The 24,545-nt window shown below is 72.0% G+C and carries 24 protein-coding genes; 14 read left to right on the top strand and 10 right to left on the bottom strand.

From position 1 onward, the window contains the following. Positions 1 to 11: 11 nt before the first annotated feature. The gene (locus ACZ5XZ_RS32215; protein WP_468984528.1) at positions 12 to 941 is read right to left on the bottom strand and encodes a carbohydrate ABC transporter permease; all 930 of its coding nucleotides are present in this window, start codon (positions 939 to 941) and stop codon (positions 12 to 14) included. Beyond that, the gene (locus ACZ5XZ_RS32210) at positions 938 to 2,257 is read right to left on the bottom strand and encodes an ABC transporter substrate-binding protein (protein ID WP_468984526.1); all 1,320 of its coding nucleotides are present in this window, start codon (positions 2,255 to 2,257) and stop codon (positions 938 to 940) included. Before ACZ5XZ_RS32210 ends, ACZ5XZ_RS32215 begins: the two co-directional genes overlap by 4 nt. Before the next feature lie 152 nt (positions 2,258 to 2,409). Here ACZ5XZ_RS32210 and ACZ5XZ_RS32205 point away from each other — a divergent pair, with 152 nt between their 5' ends. Beyond that, positions 2,410 to 3,723 (top strand): ROK family transcriptional regulator, encoded by a 1,314-nt coding sequence (locus ACZ5XZ_RS32205; RefSeq protein WP_468984524.1) that lies wholly within the window; start codon positions 2,410 to 2,412, stop codon positions 3,721 to 3,723. On the opposite strand, the gene ACZ5XZ_RS32200 is transcribed toward ACZ5XZ_RS32205, so the two are convergent. The 3 genes from ACZ5XZ_RS32200 to ACZ5XZ_RS32190 all read right to left on the bottom strand — a co-directional run bounded on the left by ACZ5XZ_RS32200 (position 3,623) and on the right by ACZ5XZ_RS32190 (position 8,435). Beyond that, positions 3,623 to 4,900 (bottom strand): MFS transporter, encoded by a 1,278-nt coding sequence (locus ACZ5XZ_RS32200; protein ID WP_468984522.1) that lies wholly within the window; start codon positions 4,898 to 4,900, stop codon positions 3,623 to 3,625. The genes ACZ5XZ_RS32205 and ACZ5XZ_RS32200 overlap by 101 nt on opposite strands. Before the next feature lie 151 nt (positions 4,901 to 5,051). After that, complete coding sequence (locus tag ACZ5XZ_RS32195; protein WP_468984520.1) at positions 5,052 to 6,758, bottom strand: amidohydrolase; 1,707 nt, start codon at positions 6,756 to 6,758, stop codon at positions 5,052 to 5,054. Between the two features lie 147 nt (positions 6,759 to 6,905). Further along, positions 6,906 to 8,435, bottom strand: coding sequence for an APC family permease (locus tag ACZ5XZ_RS32190; RefSeq protein ID WP_468984518.1), 1,530 nt, complete (start codon positions 8,433 to 8,435; stop codon positions 6,906 to 6,908). A gap of 200 nt (positions 8,436 to 8,635) precedes the next feature. On the opposite strand from ACZ5XZ_RS32190, the gene ACZ5XZ_RS32185 reads away from it, so the two are divergent. The 4 genes from ACZ5XZ_RS32185 (at position 8,636) to ACZ5XZ_RS32170 (ending at position 11,223) form a co-directional block, all read left to right on the top strand. After that, on the top strand, positions 8,636 to 9,340 hold the full coding sequence (locus tag ACZ5XZ_RS32185) for a TetR/AcrR family transcriptional regulator (RefSeq protein WP_468984516.1): 705 nt from the start codon (positions 8,636 to 8,638) through the stop codon (positions 9,338 to 9,340). 352 nt (positions 9,341 to 9,692) lie between these two features. Then, positions 9,693 to 9,929, top strand: coding sequence for a DUF6400 family protein (locus ACZ5XZ_RS32180; RefSeq protein WP_468984513.1), 237 nt, complete (start codon positions 9,693 to 9,695; stop codon positions 9,927 to 9,929). A 2-nt stretch (positions 9,930 to 9,931) separates the two neighbouring features. After that, positions 9,932 to 10,162 carry a hypothetical protein gene (locus ACZ5XZ_RS32175; RefSeq protein ID WP_468984511.1) on the top strand — a complete coding sequence of 77 codons (231 nt, stop codon included), beginning with the start codon at positions 9,932 to 9,934 and terminating at the stop codon, positions 10,160 to 10,162. Between the two features lie 161 nt (positions 10,163 to 10,323). Next, positions 10,324 to 11,223 carry an SCO6745 family protein gene (locus tag ACZ5XZ_RS32170; protein WP_468984509.1) on the top strand — a complete coding sequence of 300 codons (900 nt, stop codon included), beginning with the start codon at positions 10,324 to 10,326 and terminating at the stop codon, positions 11,221 to 11,223. A 62-nt stretch (positions 11,224 to 11,285) separates the two neighbouring features. On the opposite strand, the gene ACZ5XZ_RS32165 is transcribed toward ACZ5XZ_RS32170, so the two are convergent. Continuing rightward, entirely contained in the window at positions 11,286 to 12,137 is an 852-nt protein-coding gene (locus tag ACZ5XZ_RS32165; RefSeq protein WP_468984593.1) for an SCO4651 family lipoprotein, read from the bottom strand. 418 nt (positions 12,138 to 12,555) lie between these two features. Here ACZ5XZ_RS32165 and ACZ5XZ_RS32160 point away from each other — a divergent pair, with 418 nt between their 5' ends. From ACZ5XZ_RS32160 to ACZ5XZ_RS32145, 4 genes are all read left to right on the top strand, one after another. Next, entirely contained in the window at positions 12,556 to 13,404 is an 849-nt protein-coding gene (locus ACZ5XZ_RS32160; protein WP_468984506.1) for a hypothetical protein, read from the top strand. Positions 13,405 to 13,407: 3 nt separating this feature from the next. Beyond that, positions 13,408 to 14,346 carry an SDR family oxidoreductase gene (locus ACZ5XZ_RS32155; protein WP_468984505.1) on the top strand — a complete coding sequence of 313 codons (939 nt, stop codon included), beginning with the start codon at positions 13,408 to 13,410 and terminating at the stop codon, positions 14,344 to 14,346. A gap of 173 nt (positions 14,347 to 14,519) precedes the next feature. Then, positions 14,520 to 15,143 carry a hypothetical protein gene (locus ACZ5XZ_RS32150; RefSeq protein WP_468984503.1) on the top strand — a complete coding sequence of 208 codons (624 nt, stop codon included), beginning with the start codon at positions 14,520 to 14,522 and terminating at the stop codon, positions 15,141 to 15,143. Positions 15,144 to 15,436: 293 nt separating this feature from the next. Continuing rightward, entirely contained in the window at positions 15,437 to 15,721 is a 285-nt protein-coding gene (locus tag ACZ5XZ_RS32145) for a hypothetical protein (protein ID WP_468984501.1), read from the top strand. A gap of 58 nt (positions 15,722 to 15,779) precedes the next feature. Here the strand turns inward: ACZ5XZ_RS32145 and ACZ5XZ_RS32140 are convergent, their stop codons facing one another. Next, positions 15,780 to 16,652 (bottom strand): undecaprenyl-diphosphate phosphatase, encoded by an 873-nt coding sequence (locus ACZ5XZ_RS32140; protein ID WP_468984499.1) that lies wholly within the window; start codon positions 16,650 to 16,652, stop codon positions 15,780 to 15,782. 254 nt (positions 16,653 to 16,906) lie between these two features. Continuing rightward, on the bottom strand, positions 16,907 to 17,647 hold the full coding sequence (locus ACZ5XZ_RS32135) for a TVP38/TMEM64 family protein (protein WP_468984497.1): 741 nt from the start codon (positions 17,645 to 17,647) through the stop codon (positions 16,907 to 16,909). 414 nt (positions 17,648 to 18,061) lie between these two features. Here ACZ5XZ_RS32135 and tuf point away from each other — a divergent pair, with 414 nt between their 5' ends. The 3 genes from tuf to ACZ5XZ_RS32120 all read left to right on the top strand — a co-directional run bounded on the left by tuf (position 18,062) and on the right by ACZ5XZ_RS32120 (position 21,329). Further along, positions 18,062 to 19,234 (top strand): elongation factor Tu, encoded by a 1,173-nt coding sequence (gene tuf / locus ACZ5XZ_RS32130; protein ID WP_468984495.1) that lies wholly within the window; start codon positions 18,062 to 18,064, stop codon positions 19,232 to 19,234. A 219-nt stretch (positions 19,235 to 19,453) separates the two neighbouring features. Next, positions 19,454 to 20,305, top strand: a complete 852-nt coding sequence (locus ACZ5XZ_RS32125; protein WP_468984492.1) for a patatin-like phospholipase family protein — start codon at positions 19,454 to 19,456, stop codon at positions 20,303 to 20,305. Positions 20,306 to 20,495: 190 nt separating this feature from the next. Next, positions 20,496 to 21,329, top strand: a complete 834-nt coding sequence (locus ACZ5XZ_RS32120) for a spermidine synthase (RefSeq protein WP_468984591.1) — start codon at positions 20,496 to 20,498, stop codon at positions 21,327 to 21,329. A 70-nt stretch (positions 21,330 to 21,399) separates the two neighbouring features. On the opposite strand, the gene ACZ5XZ_RS32115 is transcribed toward ACZ5XZ_RS32120, so the two are convergent. Next, the gene (locus ACZ5XZ_RS32115) at positions 21,400 to 22,773 is read right to left on the bottom strand and encodes an MFS transporter (protein WP_468984490.1); all 1,374 of its coding nucleotides are present in this window, start codon (positions 22,771 to 22,773) and stop codon (positions 21,400 to 21,402) included. A 127-nt stretch (positions 22,774 to 22,900) separates the two neighbouring features. On the opposite strand from ACZ5XZ_RS32115, the gene ACZ5XZ_RS32110 reads away from it, so the two are divergent. Continuing rightward, positions 22,901 to 23,356 carry a DUF4442 domain-containing protein gene (locus tag ACZ5XZ_RS32110; RefSeq protein ID WP_468984488.1) on the top strand — a complete coding sequence of 152 codons (456 nt, stop codon included), beginning with the start codon at positions 22,901 to 22,903 and terminating at the stop codon, positions 23,354 to 23,356. Between the two features lie 215 nt (positions 23,357 to 23,571). Then, on the top strand, positions 23,572 to 24,222 hold the full coding sequence (locus ACZ5XZ_RS32105) for a DedA family protein (protein WP_468984485.1): 651 nt from the start codon (positions 23,572 to 23,574) through the stop codon (positions 24,220 to 24,222). 28 nt (positions 24,223 to 24,250) lie between these two features. Here ACZ5XZ_RS32105 and ACZ5XZ_RS32100 read toward each other — a convergent pair whose 3' ends face one another. Further along, positions 24,251 to 24,460: a hypothetical protein gene (locus ACZ5XZ_RS32100; protein ID WP_384435671.1), complete on the bottom strand. Its 210-nt coding sequence runs from the start codon at positions 24,458 to 24,460 to the stop codon at positions 24,251 to 24,253. Positions 24,461 to 24,545: the final 85 nt, after the last annotated feature.

Raw genomic sequence — 24,545 nt, 5'->3', positions numbered from 1 at the left:
TGGGGGAGCGGTCAGCCATCGGCGGTTCTCCTTCCGCGCGAGGTCGCCAGCAGGTAGCCGGCGGTCACCACCAGCAGGAAGAGCAGCAGCAGGACGGACATCGCCGCTCCGGTGCCGAAGTTCCAGGTGACGAACGAGGACTGGTAGATGTGGATGGACAGCAGGTCCGCGGCTTCCGGAGCGGCCTTGCCGAACAGCACATACGGTGTGTTGAAGTCGTTGAAGGTCCACAGGAACAGCACCAGCACCAGCACCTGGTTGACCGGCCGCAGCGAGGGCAGGGTGATCCGCCGGATCTGCCGGATCATGCCCGCGCCGTCGAGCGCCGCCGCCTCGTAGAGGTCCTTGGGGATGTTCTGCAGCCCGGCCATCACGACCAGGAACGCGAACGGCCAGGTCTTCCAGACCGCGACCACCAGCAGCGCCAGGAAGCTGTTGCCGCCCAGCAGCCAGAAGGGCCGCCCGTCGGTGAGCCGCAGCTGGTCGTGCAGGACGTGATTGACCAGGCCGTTGTCCCTTTGGAACATGAACGCCCAGGTGATCACCGCGGCGTAGACGGGCAGTGCGTACGGGGCGAGGAAGACGGCGCGCAGCAGACCGCGGCCCCGGAAGTTCTCCTGCAGCATGATCGCCGCCGTCGTGCCGAGGAGCCAGCACAGCCCGACCGACAGCACGCTGAACGCCACGGTGATCCAGAACGAGTGCAGCAGCGCGGCGCCGACCGGGGCGTCGAGGTCGACGGTGACCCGGTAGTTGCCCAGCGCCTTCCAGGGGGCCAGGCCCCAGTTGCCGATATGGAACTGCGTCAGGTCCTTGAAGCTCATCACGATGCCGATGACCATCGGCACGAGGTGCACCAGCAGCTCCAGCACCAGCGCGGGCAGCAGGAGCAGATAGGGCAGTCCGGCGCGGCGCAGCCGGACGGGCAGCAGCCGCCTCACTTCGCCATCTGCTGTTCTGCCTTGGTCAGCCGCGCCCTGACCGACTCGGTGGTGACGGGGTGGCCGGCCGCCGCGTCGGCGAACAGATCCTTGATCGCCGTGCCCACGGACGTCTCGAACTGCGCCTCGTCGGTGACCTGGGGGAGCGGCGCCGCGCTCCTGGTGAGCGTCTCGCGCAGTACCTTGGTGTCCGGCCGGTTGAACGCCGCGTCCCGCTGGGCGGCCTTGACCGGCGGGACGGAGCCGTAGGCCTTGTTGAGCAGCCGCTGCTCGGCGTCGCTGGTCAGGAACTTCACGAACTTCCGGGCGCCGTCGAGGTTGTCGGTGTTGCGGAAGACGGCGAGGTTGATGCCGGCGAGCATGGAGTTGGTCTGCCGGCCGCCGCCCGGGGTGCCGGATGCGACGGGCACCGGAACGACGCCCCAGTCCTCGGGTTTCATCCCGTCGGCCGCGAAGGTGGTGGCCGCGGCCTGCCACAGCACCATGGCGGTCCTCCCCTTGGCGAAGTCCCTGAGCGACTGGTTCTGCCCGTACTCGGCGTTGCCCGGAGCGATGATCTTGTCCTTGGCCATGAAGTCGACGTACTGCTTGACCGCCGCGACCGCGCCGTCGGAGGCGAAGGTGGGCCTGCCGGCGGAGTCGAAGAAGTCGGCGCCGTGCTGTTTGCCGAGGACGAAGGCCTGGTGGATGTTGTTGGCCAGCTGGCCGCCCTCGGCGCCCAGTCCCCACTTGCCGTCCTTGGCGATCCGCTTGCCGGCCGCGACCAACTCCGCCCAGGTGGCGGGGGGTTGGTCGATCCCGGCGTCCTTGAACATCCGCTTGTTGTAGTAGAGCGCGTACGTCAGCGAGTACAGCGGTACCGCGGCCGGGTCCTGGTGCGCGGCCCCCGTGGCGCCCAGGGCCGGTGCCACGAACCGGTCGCGTCCGCCGATCTCGTCGAAGTTCCGCCTGTCCCAGGGGAGCAGCGCCCCGGTGGCCTGGAGCGAGGCGGACCAGGTGTTGCCGATGTTCAGGACGTCGGGACCCTGCCCCGAAGTCGTGGCGGCCAGGATGCGGTTGAGCAGGTCGGGCCACGGTATGACCTCCAGCTCGACCTTGATCCCGGTCGCCCGTTCGAACTTCTTGAGCTCGGGGCCGAGGATCCGCTTGTCCGCCTCGACGTTCGGCCCCTGGTTGGACGCCCAGTAGGTCAGCGTTCTGGGGGAGTCGTTGCTGCCGCTCCCGCCACCGGGGCTCGTCCCGCCGCCGCATCCGGAGGCCACGGCGGCGAGCGCGGTGACGGTGGCGGTGACGGTCGCGGCTCGGAGTCTGCGCATGACGGATACGCCTCTCTCTGAGGAGTCCGAGGTCGGCCATGTTCAGTTCCTGAACGGCCTCATGGCTTAACTTAGGGTGTGAGTTAAAGCCCGAGAGAAGGGCGCGTCAAGGGACCGCACCCCGGTAGATTGCGCGGCGGGAGGGGGACCAGATGGCCGAGCACACCCAACGGACCGTGCGTGACCTGCGCCGGGCCAATCGCTCCGCGGTTCTGCAACGGTTGTATTTCGAGGGCCCGTTGAGCCGGCAGGAACTCGTTCCCGCAACGGGCCTCAGTTCAGGCTCCGTCAGCAACGTGGTCGCCGAACTCGTCGACGACGGACTGCTGGAGGAGGCCGGTGTGGTCGGCTCCGACGGCGGCCGGCCCCGCACCCTGCTGCGCATCGCCCCGGCGGCCGGCCGGCTCATCGGCGTGGACGTCGGCGAGACCCGGGTCGGGATCGAGCTCTTCGATCTCTCGATGGCCGAACTCGCCCGTGCCGAACTCCCGTTGAGCGGCCACCGCTACGACGTGGAAGTGATCACCCGGCATATCGCGGACGGGGTCGCCACCGTGCTGGGGGAGAGTGCTACCGACCCGGCCCGCCTGCTCGGCGTCGGTGTCGGCGTCCCCGGCATCGTCGACCGGTCCGGCCCCGGTGGCGCGGTCGTCCACGGCCAGACCATCGGGTGGGACGCCGTACCGCTGGAGGACCTGCTGCGCGAAGCCGTCGAACTCCCCGCCGGCGTACCGCTCTTCATCAACAACGGCGCCAAGGCGCTCGGCCAGGCGGAGATGTGGTTCGGCGGTGGACGCGGCGCCCAGGACGCGGTCATCGTGCTCCTCGGCTCCGGCGTCGGCGCCTGCATCGTCACCGGCGGCGCCGGCCACGGCGGGGTCCGCGACAGTGCCGGCGAATGGGGGCATCTGACGGTCCAGGTCCGCGGCCGGAGCTGCCGCTGCGGAGCCCGCGGCTGCCTGGAGGCGTACACCGGATCCGAGGCGCTGCTGCGACGCTGGCGGGAGGCGGGCGGCCGGCCGCCCGCGGACGCCGACGAGGAGACGGCGATCACCGCCCTGGTCGACGCCGCCTTCCCCCCGTACGGCAGCGCCCCCGACCCGATCGCCCGCGGCGTCCTGGACGAGACCGCCGAATACCTCGGGGCCGGGATCTCCGACCTGATCAACCTCTTCAGCCCGGAACGGGTGCTCATCGGCGGCTGGGTCGGCCTCCGGCTCGGCCCGCACCTCCTGCCCGCCGTCCGCACCCACGCCACCGCCTACGCCCTCGCCCACCCCGCCGGCCGCGTCACCATCGGCCTGGGCCTGCTCGGCCCGGACGCCGTCACGGTCGGCGCGGCCACCCTGCCGCTGGCGGACTTCCTCAGGCGCGGCGGTCGGCGGCCGGCGCGGGTGCCGGAGCCGGCGCCGACACCTGGGTGGCGGACGGTGCTGGACGCCCGGTCCCGGCGGACACCGGGGTGAACCGCCGCCCCCGGACCAGCGCCAGCGCCACCGCACAGGCGGCCAGGCCCGCCGCGCAGCTCACCCCGAACGCGGCCCGGAACCCGTACGCCTGGGCCAGCGGGCCGGCCGCGAGCGCCGCCACTCCCTGGCCGACGATCAGTCCGGACCCCAGCAGCGTCATCGCCTCGCCCATCCGCGCGGCCGGCGCGACCCGCTCGGCGAGCCCGAACACCGCGATCAGATGCGGTGCCACCGCCGCGCCGATCCCGGCGATCGCCAGCGTCGTACCGGCGAACCCGGACGCCGCCGGCAGTACCAGCACCAGCAGCGTCTGCGCCACGATCGCGAGCCGGAGCCGCACCGTCAGATCCCGCTTCCCCGGCCGCGCCGTCGCCACCAGCCCCGCCAGCGCGCTGGTCACCGCCATCGCGCCCCAGACGAAGCCGGCCATGCCCGCATCGCCCAGGTGCTCGGACAGCGCGCTGACGCCGGCGTTGGCGCCGCCCCAGATGATCCCCTGCGCCAGCGCCATCACACACAGCACGATCAGGGCGGGCGACGCCAGCGGCACCCCGGCCGCCGCCACCGGCCCGGACCGCACCGGCCCCGGAGCCGTCGGATGCAGCGCGAACAGCACCCCGCATACGGCGCTGAGCAGGGCCGCGAGCAGCAGCGCCGCCGAGGGGTGGCACACCACCACGACCGTGGCCGCCAGCGCCGGCCCCGCCATAAAGCTGATCTCGTCGATCGTGGTGTCCAACGACAGCGCACGCGCGGTCAATTCCTTCCCCTCGGGGCGGGACGCGGTCAGCGCGATCCACCGCGTCCGTGACAGCGGCCCCACCTGCGGCATCGTCAACCCGACCAACCCGGCGAGCAGCGCCTGCGCCGCCACCGGAAGCCCGCCGAGCACCGCCCCCACCAGCGCCACGGCGGCCACCGCGTTCGCCGGCGCGGCCACCAGGATCACCGGCCGGTGCCCGCGCCGGTCGGCCAGCCGCCCGATCGGCGGACCGCCCACCGCCTGACCCAGCCACAGCATCCCCGCGACCACCCCGGCCCGCCCGACGCCCTCCAGCTCGGTCAGCATCATCAGCGTGCCGATCGGGCAGAGCGCCGCGGGCATCCGGGCCAGGAACGAGAGCACCGGCAGCCAGGCCCCCGCGACGGAGAACACCGCACGAAAACCGCCCACCGCAGACACCGCATCCCCCCCGAACGAGCAACTCGCCCCAGTACAACCGCGACCCCGGCCCCCGGGCCATCCGCACGTCATCCGAAACGACGCCGCACAAAGCCCGCCGCATCTGGAGGAACGCCCAAGAACACCCGCGCCGCGCCCGGCCTCAGGCGTCGTCGGCCGCGTACACCCGCCGCCCCCCGACGAACGTCTGCAGGACACGGGTCCCGGCGATCTCCTCGTCGGCGCCGTCGAAGGGATCGCGGTCCAGGACGACCAGATCGGCCAGCATTCCGGGCCGGATGGTGCCGGTGTCGTCGAGGTGGTTGGCGTAGGCGCTGCCGGCCGTGTACGCGGCGAGCGCCGAGCCCAGATCGATGCGCTGCTCGGGCAGGAAGACCGGAGCCGTGGACGGGGCGTCCGGCGTACGGCGGTTGACCGCGACATGCAGCGCGGCGATCGGGTCGGGGGAGCTGACCGGCCAGTCGCTGCCCGCCGCGAGAGTGGCGCCCGAGCGCAGCAGATCGCCGAACGGGTACTGCCGGGCCGCCCGTTGGGCACCCAGGAAGGGAATCGTCAGCTCGTCCATCTGCGGTTCATGGGCCGCCCACAGCGCCTGGATGTTCGCCGTCGCCCCCAGCCGGCGGAACCGCGGGACGTCATCGGGGTGCACGACCTGGAGATGGGCCAGGTGCGGCCGGGTGTCGCGGGGGCCGTTCGTCCGCCGGGCCGCCTCCACCGCGTCCAGCGCCTCGCGTACGGCCCGGTCGCCCAGCGCATGGAAGTGCACCTGGAAGTCCGCCGCGTCCAGCAGGGTGACGTAGGTCCGCAGCTCCTCGGGGTCGATGAAGGAGATGCCGCTGTTGTCGGACGCACAGCCGCAGGCGGTGAGGTAGGGGGTGAGCATCGCGGCCGTGTGGTTCTCGGCGATCCCGTCCTGCATGATCTTCACGCTGGTCGCGCGCAACCGTCCGCCGGTCAACTCGGACCGCTTCGCGATGAGTTCGGGGATCTGCTCGGCGCCCCGGGCCCGGTCCCACCACAACGCCCCCGTCACCCGCGCGGTCAGCTTCCCGTCCTGCCGGGCGGCCACGTACGCGGGGACGGCGTCGACCGTGCCGGGCCCGTCGCCCAGCATCGCGTCCTGCCAGGCGGTCACTCCGTAGGAGTGGAGCAGCCGCTGCGCCCTGAGCAGGCCGGCGGTCTGCTCGTCCAGGCCCGGCTCCGGAATCAGGTCGGCCACCAGCCGCATGGCGCCCTCCTGCAGCATGCCGGAGGGCCGACCGTCGACAGCCCGCTCGATCCGCCCGTCGGCCGGGTCCGGCGTACGGGCCGTGAGCCCCGCCAGCTCCAGCGCACGGGAGTTGGCCCAGCCGCCGTGGTGATCGCGGTTGACGAGGAACACCGGGCGGTCGGGCACCACGGCGTCCAGGAACTCCCGGGTCGGCATCCCGCCCGGGAACGCCTCCAGCGACCAGCCGCCGCCGGTGATCCACGGCAGGTGCGGATGCGTGGCGGCATAGCGGCCGATCAGCTCGCGGTAGGCGTCCGCCGTCTCCGCCGCGCTCAGATCGCACAGGGCCAGCTCCATGCCGCCGCCGACCGGATGGACATGCGCGTCCTGGAAGCCGGGGACGAGCAGCCGACCGCGCAGATCGACCACCTCGGTACCCGGCCCGATCAGGTCACGCACCTCCGGCTCGTGTCCGACGGCGACGATACGGTCCCCGCGCACCGCCACCGCGCCCGCCCGGCTGCGCGCGGCATCGACGGTGTGCACGGGGCCGGAGAGGAAGACGAGGTCGGCCGGGGAACCGGAGTCGGCGGTGGCGTCCGCGGTCGGCACGGGCTCGACGGTGGTGCTGAGGTCCATCTGGCAGTTGCTCCAGTCGCGTGGGGTGTGTGGTGTGTGGGGTGGTGCGGGTGCGGCAGGGGACGACCGGCCGCGGTCCGGGAGGGCGTGGGGGTGGGGCGCGGAACGTGGTGGGCCACGATCCGGCACCCGGCGCGCCGCGGCCGGTCAGCTCTGGGAAGGACGGGGTAGCGGAGCCGCTTCGCCGTCCATCGGCAAGGTGATCGCGTCGGCGTCCGTGCCCCGGCCGGTCGTGAAGTACGGCGCGCGGCGTACCCACTTGGCCCATGCCGCGGTCGCCAGGCCCACCAGGACGAAGAGCGAGGGGAGTAGCAGCATGAACCAGCCGTTGTCCGGGCTCGGCTCGAAGTGGTCGCTCAGCGTCGCGTAGTACCGGACGAGGTAGCCGCCGAGCCCGAACAGCGCCAGCGCGCTCGCCGCGGGGACGACCACATCCCGCAGCGCGCGGACCGGCCCCCGGCGCAGGCTGCCGCGGAAGCGCACCGCGCAGGCCAGGGCGGTCAGCCCGTAATAGAGCGCCACGGTCAGACCGATCGAGTTGACCGCCGTGAGGATCATGTCGTTGAGCTGGGGGATGCCGACGGCGAGTACGGCGAGCAGCGCGGCGACGGCCATGATCAGAAGGGTGCCCACCGCGGGGGAGCCGTAGCGCGGGTGCACCCGCTGCCACACGGGGCCCAGCGTCCGGTCACGGGCCATCGCCAGCGCGCCGCGGGCAGTGGGGATGACGCTCGACTGGAGGGAGGCGAAGGCCGAGCACATCAGCGCGGCCAGCGGCAGGGAGGCCCAGGGCTCGGGCGCCAGTCTCCCGCCGAGGAAGGTGAGCGCCTGCGGGCCGTTGCGGATGAGTTCGTCGGTGTTCATCACCCGTTGGAAGGCGAGCGCGCCGACCAGGAACAGACCGAGCATCGCCACCAGCGCGATCAGTCCGCCGCGCGCCGCGTCGGAGGCGTTGCGGGTCTCCTCGTTGACGCTGAACGCCGCGTCCCAGCCCCAGTAGATGAACACCGCGATGACCATGCCCTGGGCCAGCGCCTGCGGTGAGGCGATGTCGAACGGGTTCAGCCAGGACAGCGAGAACGGCTGGTCGCCGATGACCAGGGCGTAGCCGCAGAAGACCAGCAGGACCGCGTACTCGAAGACCAGCAGCCACAGTTGCAGCCGGGTCGCGGCCCGTACGCCCGTGATGGCGGTGAGGGTGACGGCGACCAGCGCGATCAGGCCGACGGCCGTGCTGATGCCGGTGGAGGACGGATCCAGGCGCAGCCCCAACAGGCTGTACAGGCCCAGCTTGTTGAGGAACTGGAGCACGACGGATCCGGTGACGGCGCCCGTGTAGGCCATGAAGATCACATTGCCGACCAGCACCACCCAGCCGGTCAGAAAGCCGGGCCAGGGGCCGATGGACCGGCCCACCCAGGTGTAGCCGCTGCCGCAGTTGGGCTCGGTGCGGTTGAGCCGGGCGTACGACAGCGCGATGCCGAGGATGGGCAGGAAGGCCAGCAACAGCAGGGCGGGGGTCTGTCGGCCGGCGTACGCGGCCAGCGACCCCATTCCGATGCCGATGCTGGTGGTCGCCGCGGTGCTCGACGCGGCGATCGCCACCCCGTCCTTCACCCCCAGTGAGCGACGCATGCTCGCCGGGCCGGGGTCCTGCTGCTGCACTGCGGAGGGCATGGCACTGACTCCTTGGACGGGGGCCGGACCGGTCCCGATGGGCCGGGTGTCCGCCGATGAAACAGTCCGCGCATTCTTGTGTCAACGGTGTTGACGTAACCTGATGATTAACTGGCCCGACCGGGCCGTGACGCGGCCCGGGCACGGCGCGGGAGCGCACCGGGCAGGACCGGGCGGCAAGGCGAAGCGAGGGGTGCGGTGTGGCGGCGAGCGAGCGCGTCCCGGCCGAGCGCAAACGGCGCCGGCCGACCGGTTCAGGTGTGGTCCTGTCGGCCGACCTCATCGTCGACACCGCGCGCGAGCTGATCGACGCCCAAGGGGCGCAGGCGTTCACCGTGCGCAAGCTGGGCGCGGCCCTCGGCGCCGATCCGTCCGCCGTCTACCGCTACTTCCGCAACACCGAGGACCTGCTGCTGGCGCTCGCCGACCGGCTGATCGGGGAGTCCATGGCGGGCTTCGCGCCCAGCGGCGACTGGGCGGCCGACCTGCGCGACTTCGGTATGCGCGCCTACCGTTCCGCGCTGCGCCACCCGCAGATCGCGGTGTTCAGCACCGTTCGCGTCACGGGCCGCCCCCACGAGCAGCGCGCCGTCGACACCGGCGTCGGGCTGCTGCTCCAGGCCGGTTTCGACGACGCCACCGCCGTCCGCCACTACCACGCCTTCGTCGACACCGCCCTCGGCCATGCGGCCCTGGACGCCGGCGTGCTGCGGCTGGCACCCGCCCAGCGCGCGGCGGACGAGCAGGCGTGGCAGGACGCCTACGGCAGCCTGCCGGCGGACGACTTTCCCAGCCTGCACCGCGTACGCGAGCACCTCCCCGTCATGGCGGGCTCGGCCGTCGAGTCCGCGCTCGATCTGCTCATCGCGGCGTTCCGCGGCGAGGCGGCGCAGCCCCCGGGGTGAGACGAGGGGCCGTGGGGGGCGGGGTGAGACGAGGGTCCGGCCGTGGTGCGGTGCGGTGCGGCGGAGGATGAATTACGTCACCTCGGAAAATGCCTCGCATATCGGGCGGCGGAGGCATGCTCCCGCCGCGAAGTGCGCCGAGGCGCCCCGCCGGCACCCCGAAACGCCCCACATCATCCACTTTCGCCCGACGTAAAGCATCGCACTCTGCGCCACGTCTCATCACTCCACGCCACCGCTCCTTCCCGGCTCCCGGTCCCGGGGAGCCGCGCTCCCCGCCTGACGCTTCCTCAGTGCCGCCCCGCTTGATAGACACGTCCGCATCATCCGCACGTGGTATGGGACGCGCACCATGAACGACCGCAACACCTCGGACCACCACATATTCGAGCTCGACCTCGCCGATCACGAGGCCCGCCGGCGGACCGAGGTCCTCGCGGCGCTGGGCGACACCTGGGACCCCATCGCGGTCATGGAGGGCGAGGCGGAGGCGAACCGCCTGCTCTACTCGGGCCTGGATGCCGACCAGCAGGCCACCTACGACATGCTGGTCGCCGCGGGCGTGCTGCCGTCCTCCGGGCAGGGCTGAACATGCTGCCCCTCGACCCCACCGCCGACATCGGCCGCCGGGCCTGGGTGCCGTGCCCCCGCTGCCAGGACCACGAGGGCTGCGGAACCTGCCTCGACGGCCGCACCTGCCACGAACACTGGCGCTACCTGCTGTCGAACAAGGGCAGCGTGCTGCATCTGCAGTGCCCCAACTGCACCCACCTGTGGGCCTGGGAGTCGGGCTTCGGCGCCGGCGGCCGCACCGACGGCTGACGCCCGGCCGGACCACCGGCCCTGATCCGCCGGACGTCGAGGCAGCCGATCGCTGCGGAGCCTCGATCCGGTCCGGTCGTTGGGGCGGTACGGGTGGTTGGCGCCGTCGGGTGTGCCCGGGTGCGCTGCGCCCGACGTGCGGCGGCGGTAGCGTGATCTTCATGGAGCTGCATGCGCGATCGCTTTGGCTGGTGACCGAACCGCTGCACGCGGTCTGCTACTTCGACGAGGAGTGCCGCGGCCTGGGCAAGGCGCTCGGCCTCAAGGGCTTCTGGATGGGGTATTTCGCCTCCCGCACCGCCCCGTTGGGAGCCGTGGAACCCGCGGCCGCCACGGCCGTACTCGGAGTGTTCGCCCCGCAAATGGTGGCCCGTGCCCTGCCCGCCGCTTGGAGCATCGCCGGCCCGGCACACGTCGTCGACGAGCGTGGCAGCCGGGCTGCCCGCGCCCTGCGCAGGATCGGTCCCGAGCTGGAGCGCGGCGCCGCCGAACTGCTGCCGCCGCTCCAGAAGATCGTCGACGACGCCCCCGGCCTCGCGCGGCCCCTCTTCGCCGCCAACCGGGCACTGTGCGACCAGGCCGACCCCGTCGAGCGGCTGTGGCAACTGGTCACCACCTTGCGCGAGTTCAGGGGCGATGCGCACCTCGCCGTACTCGCCGACGAGAGCCTCGACGGTTGCGAAGCCCTCGTCCTGGCCGCCGCGTCCGGTCGCGTACCCGAGGACACCATCCGCCAGGACCGGGGCTGGAGCGAGGAGGAGTGGGCGGCCGCCGCGGACCGGCTGCGCTCCCGCGGCCTCGTCGACGCACGGGGCGGCGCCACCGAACACGGCCTGCGGGAACGCGAGCGCATCGAGCAGGCCACCGACCGGCTGGCCGCCCGGCTGGCCGCCCGGCTGCTGAACTCCCTGCCGGAAGTGGAGATCCAGGCGCTGCTGCACGCGCTGGAACCCGTCGTCCGACGCATCCTTGCCGCGGATGTGCTGCCCTTCCCCAACCCCATCGGGCTCCCGCACCTCGACGACCCCCTGCCCCCGCCCACCGTCGGCGACGCTCCCTGAGGCCTGTCCGATGAGCCAGGGCCGGAAGGCGAGGTCCGTCCGGTGGGCCGGGGCCGGAAAGCCTAGGCGCGCTGCCTGCCCGCCTCCTTCAACTTCTGCTCCAGGTCCATCGTTTCGGAGGCGGGCGGGGCCTGGACCCGGACCGGCTTGTTGATGTCGAAGAACCGTATGGTCACGTCGAGCGGGCCCTGCGTTGCCCGCGCACGCTCCCGGAACTTCACCATCCGGTCATCGGGGCCGACCCACATGTCGAGCTTCAGCTCGCTCACCCCGAGCTGCCTGTACTGCTCGACCACCTTCTTGCGGCGCTCGACGGCCAGCGCGCTCTTGGCGTGCCGCTTCGTCAGCAGGTCCGCCACATCGACCGTGCCGGAGTAGTGCGTGGTCCGTACGCCGTCGACGGACTCCTCGCCGACCTTCTTGACCTCGTCGGACTGGGGAAGCAACGACGCCTGCGCCGCCGGGTCCTGGTCGGCCTGCCGCTGCATTCCCCCGAAGCCGCCTGCCCTGCCGCCGGCGTCCTTGTGCTTCATGGGGAACTTGATCCAGCGCTTGCCGCCCATCGCGGCCGCCGCGTCCTTGCCGCCGCCCAGATACAGCGAGCCGCCGACGAGCCGCACCGAGAACTCGCCCTCCTCCTGGCCCCCGGACGCCTTCATCCGCATGTCCATGGCCCGCGGGCGGAGGCTGAACGACACCTTGCCCTCGACGGTCCCCTGGCCGGGAACCTTGCCCGAGAGGCGATAGGACACCGAATTGAGCCTGGCGCCCTTGTTGACCGCCTTCTGCACCGCGGCGACCGGCGTCGCGTTGATGCTCTGCGACCCGCCGGACCGGGCCGCGGACTTGCCGCCGGACGCCGTGCACGCCGCCGTACCGCCGTACACCATCACACCCGCGAGCAGCGCCCCCAGCGTCCGGACCGACGTACGGGAACGCCCGGCACCGCGACGCGCGACGCCGGACGGAGAGCCCGCGACACCGGAAGGAGAGACACCGGACCGAGCGGCCCCGGAGTGCGGCACGCCGGAACGCGAGCCGGCGGAAGAAGAGTTACGCGAAAGATCGGACACGGTCCCCCCACGGACACCTGGAACTATGAAGATGTGACTGATCAAGACGGTAACCCACCGCACTGACAATCCCTGCCGAATTTTCGCGCCACCCCGCTGGCCTGCGGGTTCACCATTCGCCCGCCTCGGCGGCACCCCTCCTCCGGACACACGGAGTGATTTTCATCTGGTGGTTCGATGGGTGCTTTGGTGTGCTTTGCTATGCAAGATCGGGACACCTCCGCGCAAGAGGCGTTGAATGAGTATGGATCCTAGAGACTTGTGGGACCGCAATGCCGTTCTGGCGGAAGCGTTTTGTTTGGGTGACGAGCGCGTGCGGGAGGCGCAGGCCAGGCTCGACGAGGCCCAGGCCGACCGGTCACGGGTTTTGGCGGCGTTCGCGGTCACGGTGGGCAGTACCGGCGCGGTGGCCGGTCTGTTCGGTTTGAACGAGCGGGAAGTGCGGATCGCCCGGCGCACGGTGGGCAAGGACGATGCCCGTGCCGTCGCCGAGAAACTGCTGGCGACCGCCTCACCGACCCCCACACCGCCCAGTGAGCCGGACGACGCGCCCCCCGCGCCCGATGCCTCGGCCGAACCGCCCCTGCAGAGCCCGTCCAACGGAACCCGATCCACCGGTTCGTCCCGCGACGCCACCGGCGGCGGCATGACGGGCACATCCGACCAGAACTGGTCCCCGGCGATGGACGCGGTCCTCATCGGCAGTTGGCAGACCGGTGTCGATCTGCGGGAACTCGCCTCCGAATTCGGGATCGACCTCACGCGCCTGGTTACCCGTGCCCAGCAACTGTCCGCCCAGGGGCGGTTCTATCCAGGCCCGGCGGAATCCCATGCGGGACGCCACCGGCGCGGTCCCGGAGATGTACATGAAGCCGAGTACACCATTCCCGCACAGCAGACGGCCGTCTGGAACGCCGCCCCCTCGGCACACCAGATGGCATCCGCCTGGCACACCGGCACGATGCCCTCGACCGAGTGCGTTCCCGACGTGACCGCCCTTGCCTCCGAATGGGACAACGCCCTCGCCCCCTGGGGCTCCATCACACCCCCGCACGAGGAGGCCGCCCCCGCGCATCAGCCCTGGACCCAATACCACCTCAGTTCTTGACCCATGGCGAACGACGAAGCTCCGGCGGGCACGCTGGACGGGAGAGTGGCGCTGGTGGCCGGCGCCACCCGGGGAGCCGGACGCGCCATCGCGGTGGAACTCGCCCGCGCGGGTGCCTTTGTCTACGCCACCGGGCGCAGCAGCCGGACCGCAGGACGGTCGGAGATAAACCGGCCCGAGACCATCGAGGAGACCGGTGACCTGATCGTCGCGGCCGGGGGTTCCGGTACGGCCCTGCGGGTGGACCACCTCGACAGAGACCAGGTCGGCGACCTCGTCCGGCGCATCGACCGCGACCACGGCCGTCTCGACCTCCTCGTCAACGACATCTTCGGCGGCGACAGATACGCCCAGTTCGGCACCGTTCTCTGGGAGCACGACCTGGCCGGCGGGCTGCGCATACTGCGCATGGGCATCGACACCCACGCGATCACCAGCCACCACGCGCTGCCGCTGCTCATCCGCCGCCCCGGTGGTCTGGTCGTCGAAATGACCGACGGGACCGCGGAGTACAACGTCGCCTACCGCCACCACGAGGGCTTCTACTACGACCTGGTCAAGGCCGCCGTGCAGCGCATGACCCTCGCCCAGAGCCATGAACCCGCCCCGCACCGGGCCACCGCCGTCGCGGTGACCCCCGGCTGGCTCCGCTCGGAGCACATGCTGGAGGCCTTCAAAGTCACCGAGGACAACTGGCGCGACGCGACCGCCGACGTGCCGCACTTCTGCATCTCCGAGTCCCCGGCCTACGTGGCGCGGGCGGTGACCGCGCTCGCCGCCGATCCGGACGTCGCCCGCTGGAGCGGCAAGGTCGTCTCCAGCGGCCAACTCGCCCCCCTCTACGGCTTCACCGACACCGACGGCACCCAGCCGGACTGCTGGCGCTACCTCGCCGAGGTCCAGTCCCGGGGCCTCCCCGCCGACGACACCGGCTACCGCTGACCGGACCGGAGCCAGGGGCGCTGCGGTCGGTCCCACGGAGGCGACGGCCGCGGCTCACCCCGAGGTGCGGTAGTGGTACCCGCACACCTCACCGAAGCCCGTCCGCTCGTACGGCCGCAGTCCGCCGATACCGAGGTGCCCGCCGTGGCAGAGTAAGCCGCATGCTCATATCAATGCCTCGACGGCGAAGACACCTCGCTGCCGCCTTACTGCTGGTGAGCGCCGCCCTGCCCCTGACCGCCTGCGGTCAGCAGCGCGTCGCGGCCGGCGCCCCGGGCACGCCCCCCAGTGCTGCCCCCGCTCCCACCCTCAGTTCCACCACCAGGTCCACTCCCAGCCCCTCCGGTGCCGGTGCGTCCCCCTACGTGGAACCCGGAGCCCACGACGGAGCCCCGCACTACGGCGACAACAACGCCTACCGCCGCCCTCGCGACATGTCGCCCGCCAGCGGGAAAGACGCCCAAAGGGAAGCCGACCGCATCGAGCCCGTACTCAACCGACTCTGGAAGCAGCGGAAGTGGGACCCCAAGAGCGTCCGCACGGCCCTGCTCGCCCTCGGGTACGAGGAACTGCGCACCGGCCCCAAGGGGGAGCAGCTCGGCGGGAAGCTCGAAGTGCGGAGCATGGACGCCCGCTACGAGGGCGACCACTACGTCACACCGGAAGGCGCCCAGATCGGCCTCCACGTCCACAAGGACGCCTGCGTGACCGCGTTCGTGCAGAAGACCAACTATCAGGTCCAGGTCAACGGGCCGTACCTGGAAACGGGCTGCTTCGAACCCCCCTCCGGGCACTGACAACGGTCACAATGTTCGGCAGGCTGACGTCCCCCAAGGACTATGCGAAGCCCACCGCGGCCACCGGCGCGCTGACCGCTGACCGCTGACCGCTGACCGCTGACCGCTGACCGCTGACAGCCGACCGCTGATCGCTGATCGCCGACGGTGATCCGCCGTCGTTCCGGCACGCCGTTCGGATCACCGAAGACGGCCCTTCAGGTGATTTCCGGACTCCTCGCGAGCCGGGCAGCCGCCACAGGGGTACGGCGTCCCCGCAACCACGACCCGGAACCCGCATGAGGAGATCGGCCATGTACGCAGCAGTCCGGCGGTACGAAGGGGTGACCGATCCGGCCGAGGCAGGACGCCGCGTCAGCGAAGGGTTCGTACCGCTCATGCGCCAGGTCCCCGGCTTCGTGGCGTACTACTGGATCGACGCCGGGAACGGAGTCATGGTCTCGACCAGCGTCTTCCGCGACCGGGCCGGAGCCGAAGACTCGGTCTCCAGAGCGGCGGACTTCGTACGGGACCACCTCGCGACACTGCTCCCCAACCCACCCCAGATCACGACCGGGGAGGTCGTGGCCTCCGCGTGACGGCGCGCCCGCTGCAACCCCGTCAGCAGGGGGATGCGGGTGCGTCCGAGGGGCGGTGCTACCCCGCCGTCTCGCCCGCGTTCGGCGCCAGTACTCCCGCGGCGACCAGGGCGAACAGGGCTATGCCCAGGAGGATGCGGTAGATCACGAAGGGCATGAAGGACTTGTTGGAGATGAACTTCATGAACCAGGCGATCACCGCGTAGCCGACGACGAAGGCGATGATCGTGGCGAAGATGGTGGGGCCCCAGGAGACATGGCCCTCGCCCGCGTCCTTGAGCTCGAAGACGCCGGAAGCCAGTACGGCGGGAATGGCGAGCAGGAAGGAGTAGCGGGCCGCGGATTCGCGGGTGTATCCCATCAGCAGGCCGCCGCTGATGGTGGCGCCGGAGCGGGAGACGCCGGGGATCAGCGCCATGGCCTGGCAAACGCCGTACAGCAGGCCGTCCTTGATGCTGAGGTCGGTGAGGGTCTTGCGCTGTTTGATGGCGCGGTGCCGGCCCCCGGTCTCGTCGCGGGCGGCCAGTCGGTCCGCGATGCCGAGTACCACACCCATCACGATCAGGGTGGTCGCGATCAGCCGCAGATCACGGAACGGACCCTCGATGGCGTCCTTGAGTGTGATGCCCAGCACACCGATGGGGATCGAGCCGACGATGACCAGCCAGCCCATCTGGGCGTCGTGGTCGTGGCGCAGCTCCCGGTTGAACAGGGAGCGGGACCAGGTCGAGATGATCCGCCCGATGTCCTTGCGGAAGTAGATGATCACGGCCGCCTCGGTGCCGATCTGCGTGATCGCGGTGAAGGCCGCACCGGGGTCCTGCCAGCCGGCGAACGCCGCGGTCAGGCGGAGGTGCGCGCTGGAGGAGATGGGCAGAAACTCGGTCAACCCTTGGACGAGTCCGAGGACGAATGATTCAAACCAAGTCATGGAATTACGCGATCCAAGGGTGATCGAGCGCTTGCCTGCGCGAGCGGGGACAGCTGACGCCGGCGGGGGACATGGGTCTTTGCCGACCGGGGCAGCGTAACGTCCGAAGATGTCCGGGTGCCCAAGGGGTCCTGTACGAACCGCGCTCGCCCGCTGTGGTACGAGTCACGGCGCCCGGCCCCGGCCTGGCCCCGCCCCGCCCGGCCCCGTCCTGAGGCATTCCGGACCCACCCGGGCCCATCCCCCCATCCCCGTCAGTTACCGGTCTGCTCCCGGACCTCTTCCGCTCCCGGTCGGTCTCCGCGCAGCGACTTGCGTTTGCACCAGGCCACCACCAGTGCGGCCAGCCCGCTGAGGACGATGAAGGCCATGGAGAGCAGGAAGGCCGGCGACGTGGGCGTCGAGGCCCGGGCGCCGGCGATCACGTACGCCGTGGTGTTGGGGACGCTCCCGAGCGCCGTCGCGAGCAGATAGGGGAGCCAGCCGACACGGGAGACCGCCGCGCAGTAGTTCGTGGCGCAGAACGGCAGACCGGGGAAGAGCCGGAGCATCAGCGTCGAGCGGAACCCGTAGTCGCTCAACTGCCGGTCGGCGGCGGTCAGCCAGCGGGTCCGCAGCAACGGGCGCAGCGCGTCCTGGCCGAGCAGCCGGCCCAGTCCGAAGGTCAGCGCCGCGCCCAGCACCGTGCCGGCGAGCGCGGCCACCGGCCCCGCCACGCTGCCGAAGAGCGCGCCCGCGCCGAAGCTGAGGACCGAGCGCGGCACGAAGGCGGTGGCACACACGCCGTACGCCAGCACGAAGACCGCCAAGGCCGTCGGGCCGGACAGCTGCGCGGGCCAGCCGCCGATCAGCAGCCGCTGCGGACGCCACATCAGCATGGCCGCCGCGGCGCAGGCCAGCAGGGTGAGCAGCAGGCCCAGCCGGGCCCAGGGGGAGAACAGCACACGCGTGCAGCGCGCGGCGAGGCCGTCGGGCGTTGCGGCGGGGTCGAGCATCCCGGGAGCGTAACCGACCTGGCTGCCGGGGAATCGCCGACAATCGTCATTCCGCCCGTATGGTCACGAAATGGGGCTTCTCGGTCGAGGGCCCTGGGGGTGGATGGCGTCATGCTCGTGCCGGGCGCCGGCAAGCGGGAGCCCGTCGCGTAAATCGTTCGACGCGGGGACCGCCGCCCGGCACTCTATGACGCATGTTCCGGTACGCCTTCCTCTCGCTGTCGTCCGCAGTCGCGGACGCGCCGAAGGCTGCCGCCGACTTCCTCGCGGCCCTCGCCGCAGCCACCGAAGGCGCACGAAGCTGACCCTCTCCGGATCGTCCGGCGGACCCCGCAGGGGGAGGGTCGGCCCGGCCCAGGGGTCCCCACGGCGCCAACGCGCCGTTCTCACCGCATCGTTGCGAGGAAGCACACCATGCCCAAGACGGCATACGTACGCACCAAGCCGCATCTGAACATCGGCACCATGGGCCACGTCGACCACGGCAAGACCACCCTGACCGCGGCCATCACCAAAGTCCTCAGCGACCGGGGCAGCGGCACCTTCGTGCCGTTCGACCGGATCGACCGGGCCCCGGAGGAGGCCGCCCGCGGCATCACCATCAACATCTCGCACGTCGAGTACGAGACCGACACCCGGCACTACGCCCATGTCGACATGCCCGGCCACGCCGACTTCATCAAGAACATGGTCACCGGCGCGGCCCAGCTCGACGGCGCGATCCTCGTGGTCTCCGCGCTCGACGGGATCATGCCGCAGACCGCCGAGCATGTGCTGCTCGCCAGGCAAGTGGGCGTACGGCATATCGTCGTCGCCCTCAACAAGGCCGACGCCGGCGACCCGGAGCTCACCGACCTGGTCGAGCTGGAGGCGCGCGAGTTGCTGAGCGCGCACGGCTACGACGGGGAGCACGTACCCGTCGTACGGGTCTCGGGGCTGCGCGCCCTGGAAGGCGACCCGCGCTGGACGGAGGCGATCGAGGCGCTGCTCGACGCGGTGGACACCTATGTCCCGATGCCCGGGCGCCATGTCGACGCGCCGTTCCTGCTGCCGGTGGAGAACGTGCTGACCATCACCGGGCGCGGCACCGTGGTCACCGGGGCCGTCGAGCGCGGCACCGTGCGGATCGGCGACCGGGTGGCGGTGCTCGGCGCGGAGGCCGAGACGACCGTCACCGGGATCGAGACGTTCGGCAAGCCCATGGAGTCCGCGCAGGCCGGGGACAACGTCGCGCTGCTGTTGCGCGGTCTGCACCGGGACCAGGTGCGCCGCGGGCATGTGGTCGCCGCACCCGGCAGCGTCACACCGCGGCGCCGTTTCACCGCCGAGGTGTATGTGCTCTCCACCGAGGAGGGCGGCCGCCGGACACCGGTGTCCACCGGCTACCGCCCGCAGTTCTACATCCGCACCGCGGACGTGGTCGGCGACCTCGACCTCGGCGAGCGAGGCATCGCCCGCCCCGGCGAGACGGTGACGGCGTCGGTCGAACTGGGCCGTGACGTGCCGCTGGAGGCCGGCCTCGGCTTCGCCATCCGCGAGGGCGGCCGGACGGTCGGCGCCGGCACGGTGCGCACCGTGGAGGAGTGAGCACCGCATGACATACGGCCGCGCCCCGTACCTTTCGCAGGTGCGGGGCGCGGTCGTGTGCTGTCGTACGGACGCCGGGAGTGCGACACTGCTCGCCCGGCACGGGCCGGCGGACGAAGGGCCGCGGACGGACCAACGACCGGCGGGCGCGTCGGAGGCAGCACGCGCGGCGGTCGAATCGGTCGGAGCGGCCATGGCGCGACGAGGGAAGGACCTCTGATGGCGGGTACGGCGCTGGTCCTGGGCGGTGGCGGGCTCACCGGGATCGGCTGGGAGGTCGGTGTGCTCACCGGTCTCGCGGCCGCGGGTATCGACCTCACCGACGCCGATGTCGTCATCGGCACCTCCGCCGGATCGATCGTCGCCGCCCACCTCACCGCGCAGCAGCGCACCCTGGAGGAGCTGTACGAGCACCAGCTCGCCCTGCCCCGGGGCGGGTCCGCCGCCCGCATGGGGCCCGCCGCGCTGGCCCGGTTCGCGGCCATCGCGGTGCGCTCCCGGGACACGGTCTCGTTCGGCGCCCGGATGGGCAAGCTGGCGCTCGCGGCCCGTACCGCCCCGGAGGCGGAGCAGCGCGCGGCGATCGCCCGGTCCCTGGGCGGCCTGGCCGACTGGCCGGCCCGCCGGCTGTTGATCACGGCGGTGGACGCGGCGACGGGGCGGCGGGCCGCCTTCGACGACACCAGTGGTGTGTCGTTGCTCGACGCGGTGGGCGCGAGCTGCGCGGTCCCCGGCGTCTATCCGCCGGTGACGATCGACGGCACACGGTGGATCGACGGCGGGGTGCACTCCAGCGCCAACGCGGATCTGGCCGCCGGGTACTCCCGCGTGGTGGTCGTCGCGCCGATGGCGGTCAGCGGCGGGCCGATCGCCGGGCCCCGGGCACAGGGCGAGCGGCTGGCGCGACAGGGCGCCCGGGTGTGCGTGATCACCCCCGACCGCGCGTCCCGGTCGGCGTTCGGGCGCAATGTGCTCGATCCCGCCAAGCGAGCGGCCGCGGCGCGCGCCGGGCACCGGCAGTCGGCCGCCCATGTCGCCGAGATCCACCGGGTCTGGTCGGGCACGGACTGATCCCGCCCACCTGCCGTCACACCCCCCGCCGTCGCGCCCACCCACCTGTCCACCCGCCCCACGGCGCCACCGGCACAATGGGACGGTGGAACAACCCCCCGAGCCGACATCCGCCGTGGCGGAGCCGGCGCCCGACGCGCCCGAACCGACGGCCGCGGCGCCCGAGCCCGCACCCGAGGCACCGGAGCCCATACCGGTCACCCGGCCCGTCGACTGCGGCACCGCCAAGCTGCTGCCCGACGTCGACCGCCCCCGCGCCTGGCTGCTCACGGTCGACGGCGCACCCCAGTCGTACGTCGACCTCGACGCGCCCACGCATCTGGAATTCGAGTATGTGCGCCGCCTGGCCCACGTCCTGGACGAGGTGGCCGCCCCGGGAGAGCCGCTCGACGCGCTGCACCTGGGAGGCGGGGCGCTGACGCTGCCGCGCTATCTGGCCGCCACCCGCCCGCGGTCCCGGCAGGACGTCGTCGAGGCCGACCGTGGGCTGCTCGCCCTGGTGGCCGAGCGACTGCCGCTGCCCGACGCCTGCGGCATCACGGTGCATCCGCAGGATGCCCGTACCGCGCTGGAGGCGGCGCCGACGGCCGGCGCCGATGTCATCGTGGCCGATGTCTTCGGCGGCTCACGGGTGCCGGCCCAGCTCACCTCGGTCGAGTACGCGCAGGCCGTCGCCCGGGTGCTGCGCCCGGACGGCTGCTACGCGGCGAACCTCGCGGACAGCGCGCCCTTCGCCTTTCTGCGCGGCCAACTCGCCAACTTCGCCACGCTCTTCGAGCATCTCGCGCTGATCGCCGAGCCCTCGGTGCTGCGCGGCCGACGCTTCGGCAACGCCGTGCTGCTCGCCTCGCACGCCGAACTCCCGATCGCCGCGCTGACCCGGCGGGCGGCCGCCGACGCGTTCCCGGCGCGGGTCGAGCACGGTGCGGCGCTGCGGCGGCTGATCGCGGACGCGGCCCCCGTACGGGACGCCGAGGCGGTGGCTTCTCCGGTGCCGCCCGACGGGGCGTTCAGCGTGGGCTGACGGGAGGGTCGTCCGAACCCGGGGGTGAGCCGTTCGACGGCGAGGTGACGGCGGACGCGGGCCGGCCGGCTCAAGGCCCGGGCGGGCCGGCCGAAGCGGAGAGCGAGCCACTGCAAGGCGCGTCGTCCGGGTGGTCGCCGAGGGGCGGGGCAGGCGCTCCGGTGGCGGCGGCGGGCTCCCGCCGGGTCAGGCGGCGTACGTCCGGGACGCACAGGACCGCCGCGGTCAGCAGGGCGATCAGGGCCGAGCAGCCCCACAGGGCGGCCGTCCGGCCGATGAGGTCCTGTACGGGACCGGCCAGGGCCGTGGCCACCGGGACCATGGCCAGGGAGCCGAGCCAGTCGTAGGAGGAGACCCGGGAGAACTTCTCCTCGGGTATCTCCTGGTGCAGGGCCGTCATCCACGTCACCGCGAAGACCTCGATGGCGATGCCGGTGCCGAACATCACCACGGTGAGTCCGGCGGCCGGCAGCGGTACGGCGAGCGCGGCGGACGGCAGGGCCAGCGGGAAGACGCACAGAGTGCCGGTGAGCAGGATGCGGCGCGGTTTGAGGCGGGTCATCAGCAAAGCGCCGCCCGCCGTGCCGGCGCCGAAGGCGGCCAGCGCCAGCCCCCACGGGCCGGGGCCGCCCAGCTGCTGCTCGGCGACCAGTGGTCCGTAGACCGCCTCGGCCGACGACACCACCGCGTTGACGATGGAGAACTGGAGCACCACCGCCCACAGCCAGGGCCGGGAGGCGACCTCGCGCCAGCCGTCGCGCAGATCGCGCAGCATTCCGCCGCCCGGTGTGCGCTCGGGGACCTCGCCGACGTCGAGGAACGCCCGCAACGTCCCCGCGAGAGCGAAGGCGGCCGAGTCCACGGCCAGCACCCAGCCGGGGCCGACCGCGGCGACCAGCGCGCCGCCCAGCGCCGCGCCGCCGATGTTCGCGCCGTTCATGCCCATCCGGAACACGGCGAAGGCGCGCCCCGCCTGCGGTCCGGAGACGCTGGCGAGCACCATCCCCTCCGAGGCCGGAGCGAAGAACGCCTGCCCCGTGCCGCCGAGCGCCGCCAGCACCGCCATCTGCCAGAGCCGCGGCTCCCCGGCCAGGACGAGCACGGCGAACAGGCCCTGGGAGGCGCAGCTGAGGGCGTTCGCGGCGACCATGACGCGGTGCCGGGGGAGCCGGTCGGCGATCGCGCCGCCGATGAGCAGGAACAGGACCAGCGGGATCGTGCGGGCGGCGGCGACCAGACCGACGTCGGTGGCGGAGCCGCCGGTGGCGAGGACGGCGAAAGCGGTCGCGATCAGCGCGCCGGAGCTGCCGAGGCCGGAGAGCACCGTGGCGCCCGTGAGCAGCAGGAAGTTGCGCCCCGCCCAGCTCGGGCGAGCTGGGCCGAGCCGCTTTCGCCCGTTGCCCGCTGCCCTGTCGTCGCCGGTGTGCTGTTGTCCTGACCGCATGGGCGTCAACGATATGCGGCGGTGCAGACGGCCAGTACGGCGCCGTGGCCCGGCGGCTGCGGGCGTCCGCGCTGCCGCGTCCGGCCCGGCCCTTCACAGCTAAGCTACCGCTAGGTAACATCACCCCATGTCCTCTGAGACCCTGCCGTCGATCGGCGAAATGATGGCGGCATCCGTGCCGATGGTCCGCACCCTGAACCTGGAGTTCACCGAGACCACCGCCGAGCGCGCCGTGGTCCGCATGCCCGACCAGTCCGACTTCCACAACCACGTCGGCGGTCCGCACGCCGGCGCGATGTTCACCCTCGCCGAGTCCGCGAGCGGCGCGATCGTGATGACGGCCTTCGGTGACCAGCTCGGTCGCGCGGTGCCGCTGGCCGTGCGCGCCGAGATCGGCTACAAGAAGCTCGCCATGGGACCGGTCACCGCCACCGCGGAGCTGGGCCGGCCGGTGGCCGAGGTGGTCGCCGAGCTGGACGCCGGTGAGCGCCCTGAATTCCCCGTGAACATCGCCATCACGCGTGAGGACGGCGCGGTCACCGGCGAGATGACCATCGTGTGGACCCTGCGCCCCAACAAGTGAGCCGCTCGGTCGAGCCGCCCTGGGGCCGTCGAGGCCCGTGCCGTTCCGCCGAGAAGCCGGATGTCGCGTACCGCACGTGAATTCGGCTCTCGGTCGGAGCGATCGAGTACGCTTCCCGGGCGCGCTGCGGCGTGTCAGGGGAACGACCGGCGCCGGCGTCACGGACGGCCGGGGCGACGGCCCACGGGGGCCCTAGACCAGCGGAGGAATCGGCGTTGCACATCCAGGAGTGGCTCGAGACCGTACCGGCCGTGAGCGTCTACCTCCTGGTGGGGGTGGTCATCGGCCTGGAGAGCCTGGGCATTCCGCTGCCCGGCGAGATCGTCCTGGTCAGTGCGGCGATCCTGGCCGCGACCCAGGACCACATCGATCCGTTCGTCCTGGGCGCCTGCGCGTCCGTCGGCGCGATCGTCGGTGACTCCATCGGCTATCTGATCGGCCGCAAGGGCGGTCAGCCGCTGCTGCAGTGGGCCGGGCGGAAGTTCCCCAAGCACTTCGGCCCCGACCACGTGGCCCTGGCCGAGTCGAAGTTCGACAAGTGGGGCATGTGGGCCGTGTTCTTCGGCCGCTTCATCGCGCTGCTGCGCATCTTCGCCGGTCCGCTCGCCGGCGTGCTGAAGATGCCGTACTGGAAGTTCCTGATCGCCAACGTCCTCGGCGGCATCGTCTGGGCCGGCGGTACGACCGCGCTGATCTACAGCGTGGGCATCGTCGCCGAGCCGTGGCTCAAGCGCTTCTCGACGTGGGGGCTGGTCGCCGCCGTACTGTTCGGCATCGGCTCGTTCCTCCTCATGAAGCACCGGGCGAAGAAGGCGGCCGCCGCACGTGAGGCGGCCGAGGCCCCGGTCGCCGCGACGGTCGACTGACCGGGCCCGGAGCAGCGCCTTTCGCGGGTCACGGCATCTGCCAGACGTCCGGTCCGCCGTCCCGCCACTCGAAGACGCCGGTGTCGTCCCAGACGAACTTCGTGGTGCAGAAACCGGCCCGGCGCAGGATCGCGGCCACGTCACCGGGGCGCAGCGCCCGGCCCAGATCCTGTCCGTGGAGCGTGACCCGGCGGCCGCCGGTGCACGGCGGATGCACGACCACGGGGGCACGCTTCATTGCCCCAGGATGCGACCGCCCCCTTGCTGCCGCATCCCGAGCGCGGTCGGTGCGTCACCCGGCGTGTTCACGGGCCGGGGCCGCA

Source organism: Streptomyces sp. NPDC033270 (genome assembly GCF_055576575.1).
Note: the sequence above shows the minus strand (reverse complement) of the source record. Positions and strands in the feature narration are given on the sequence as shown.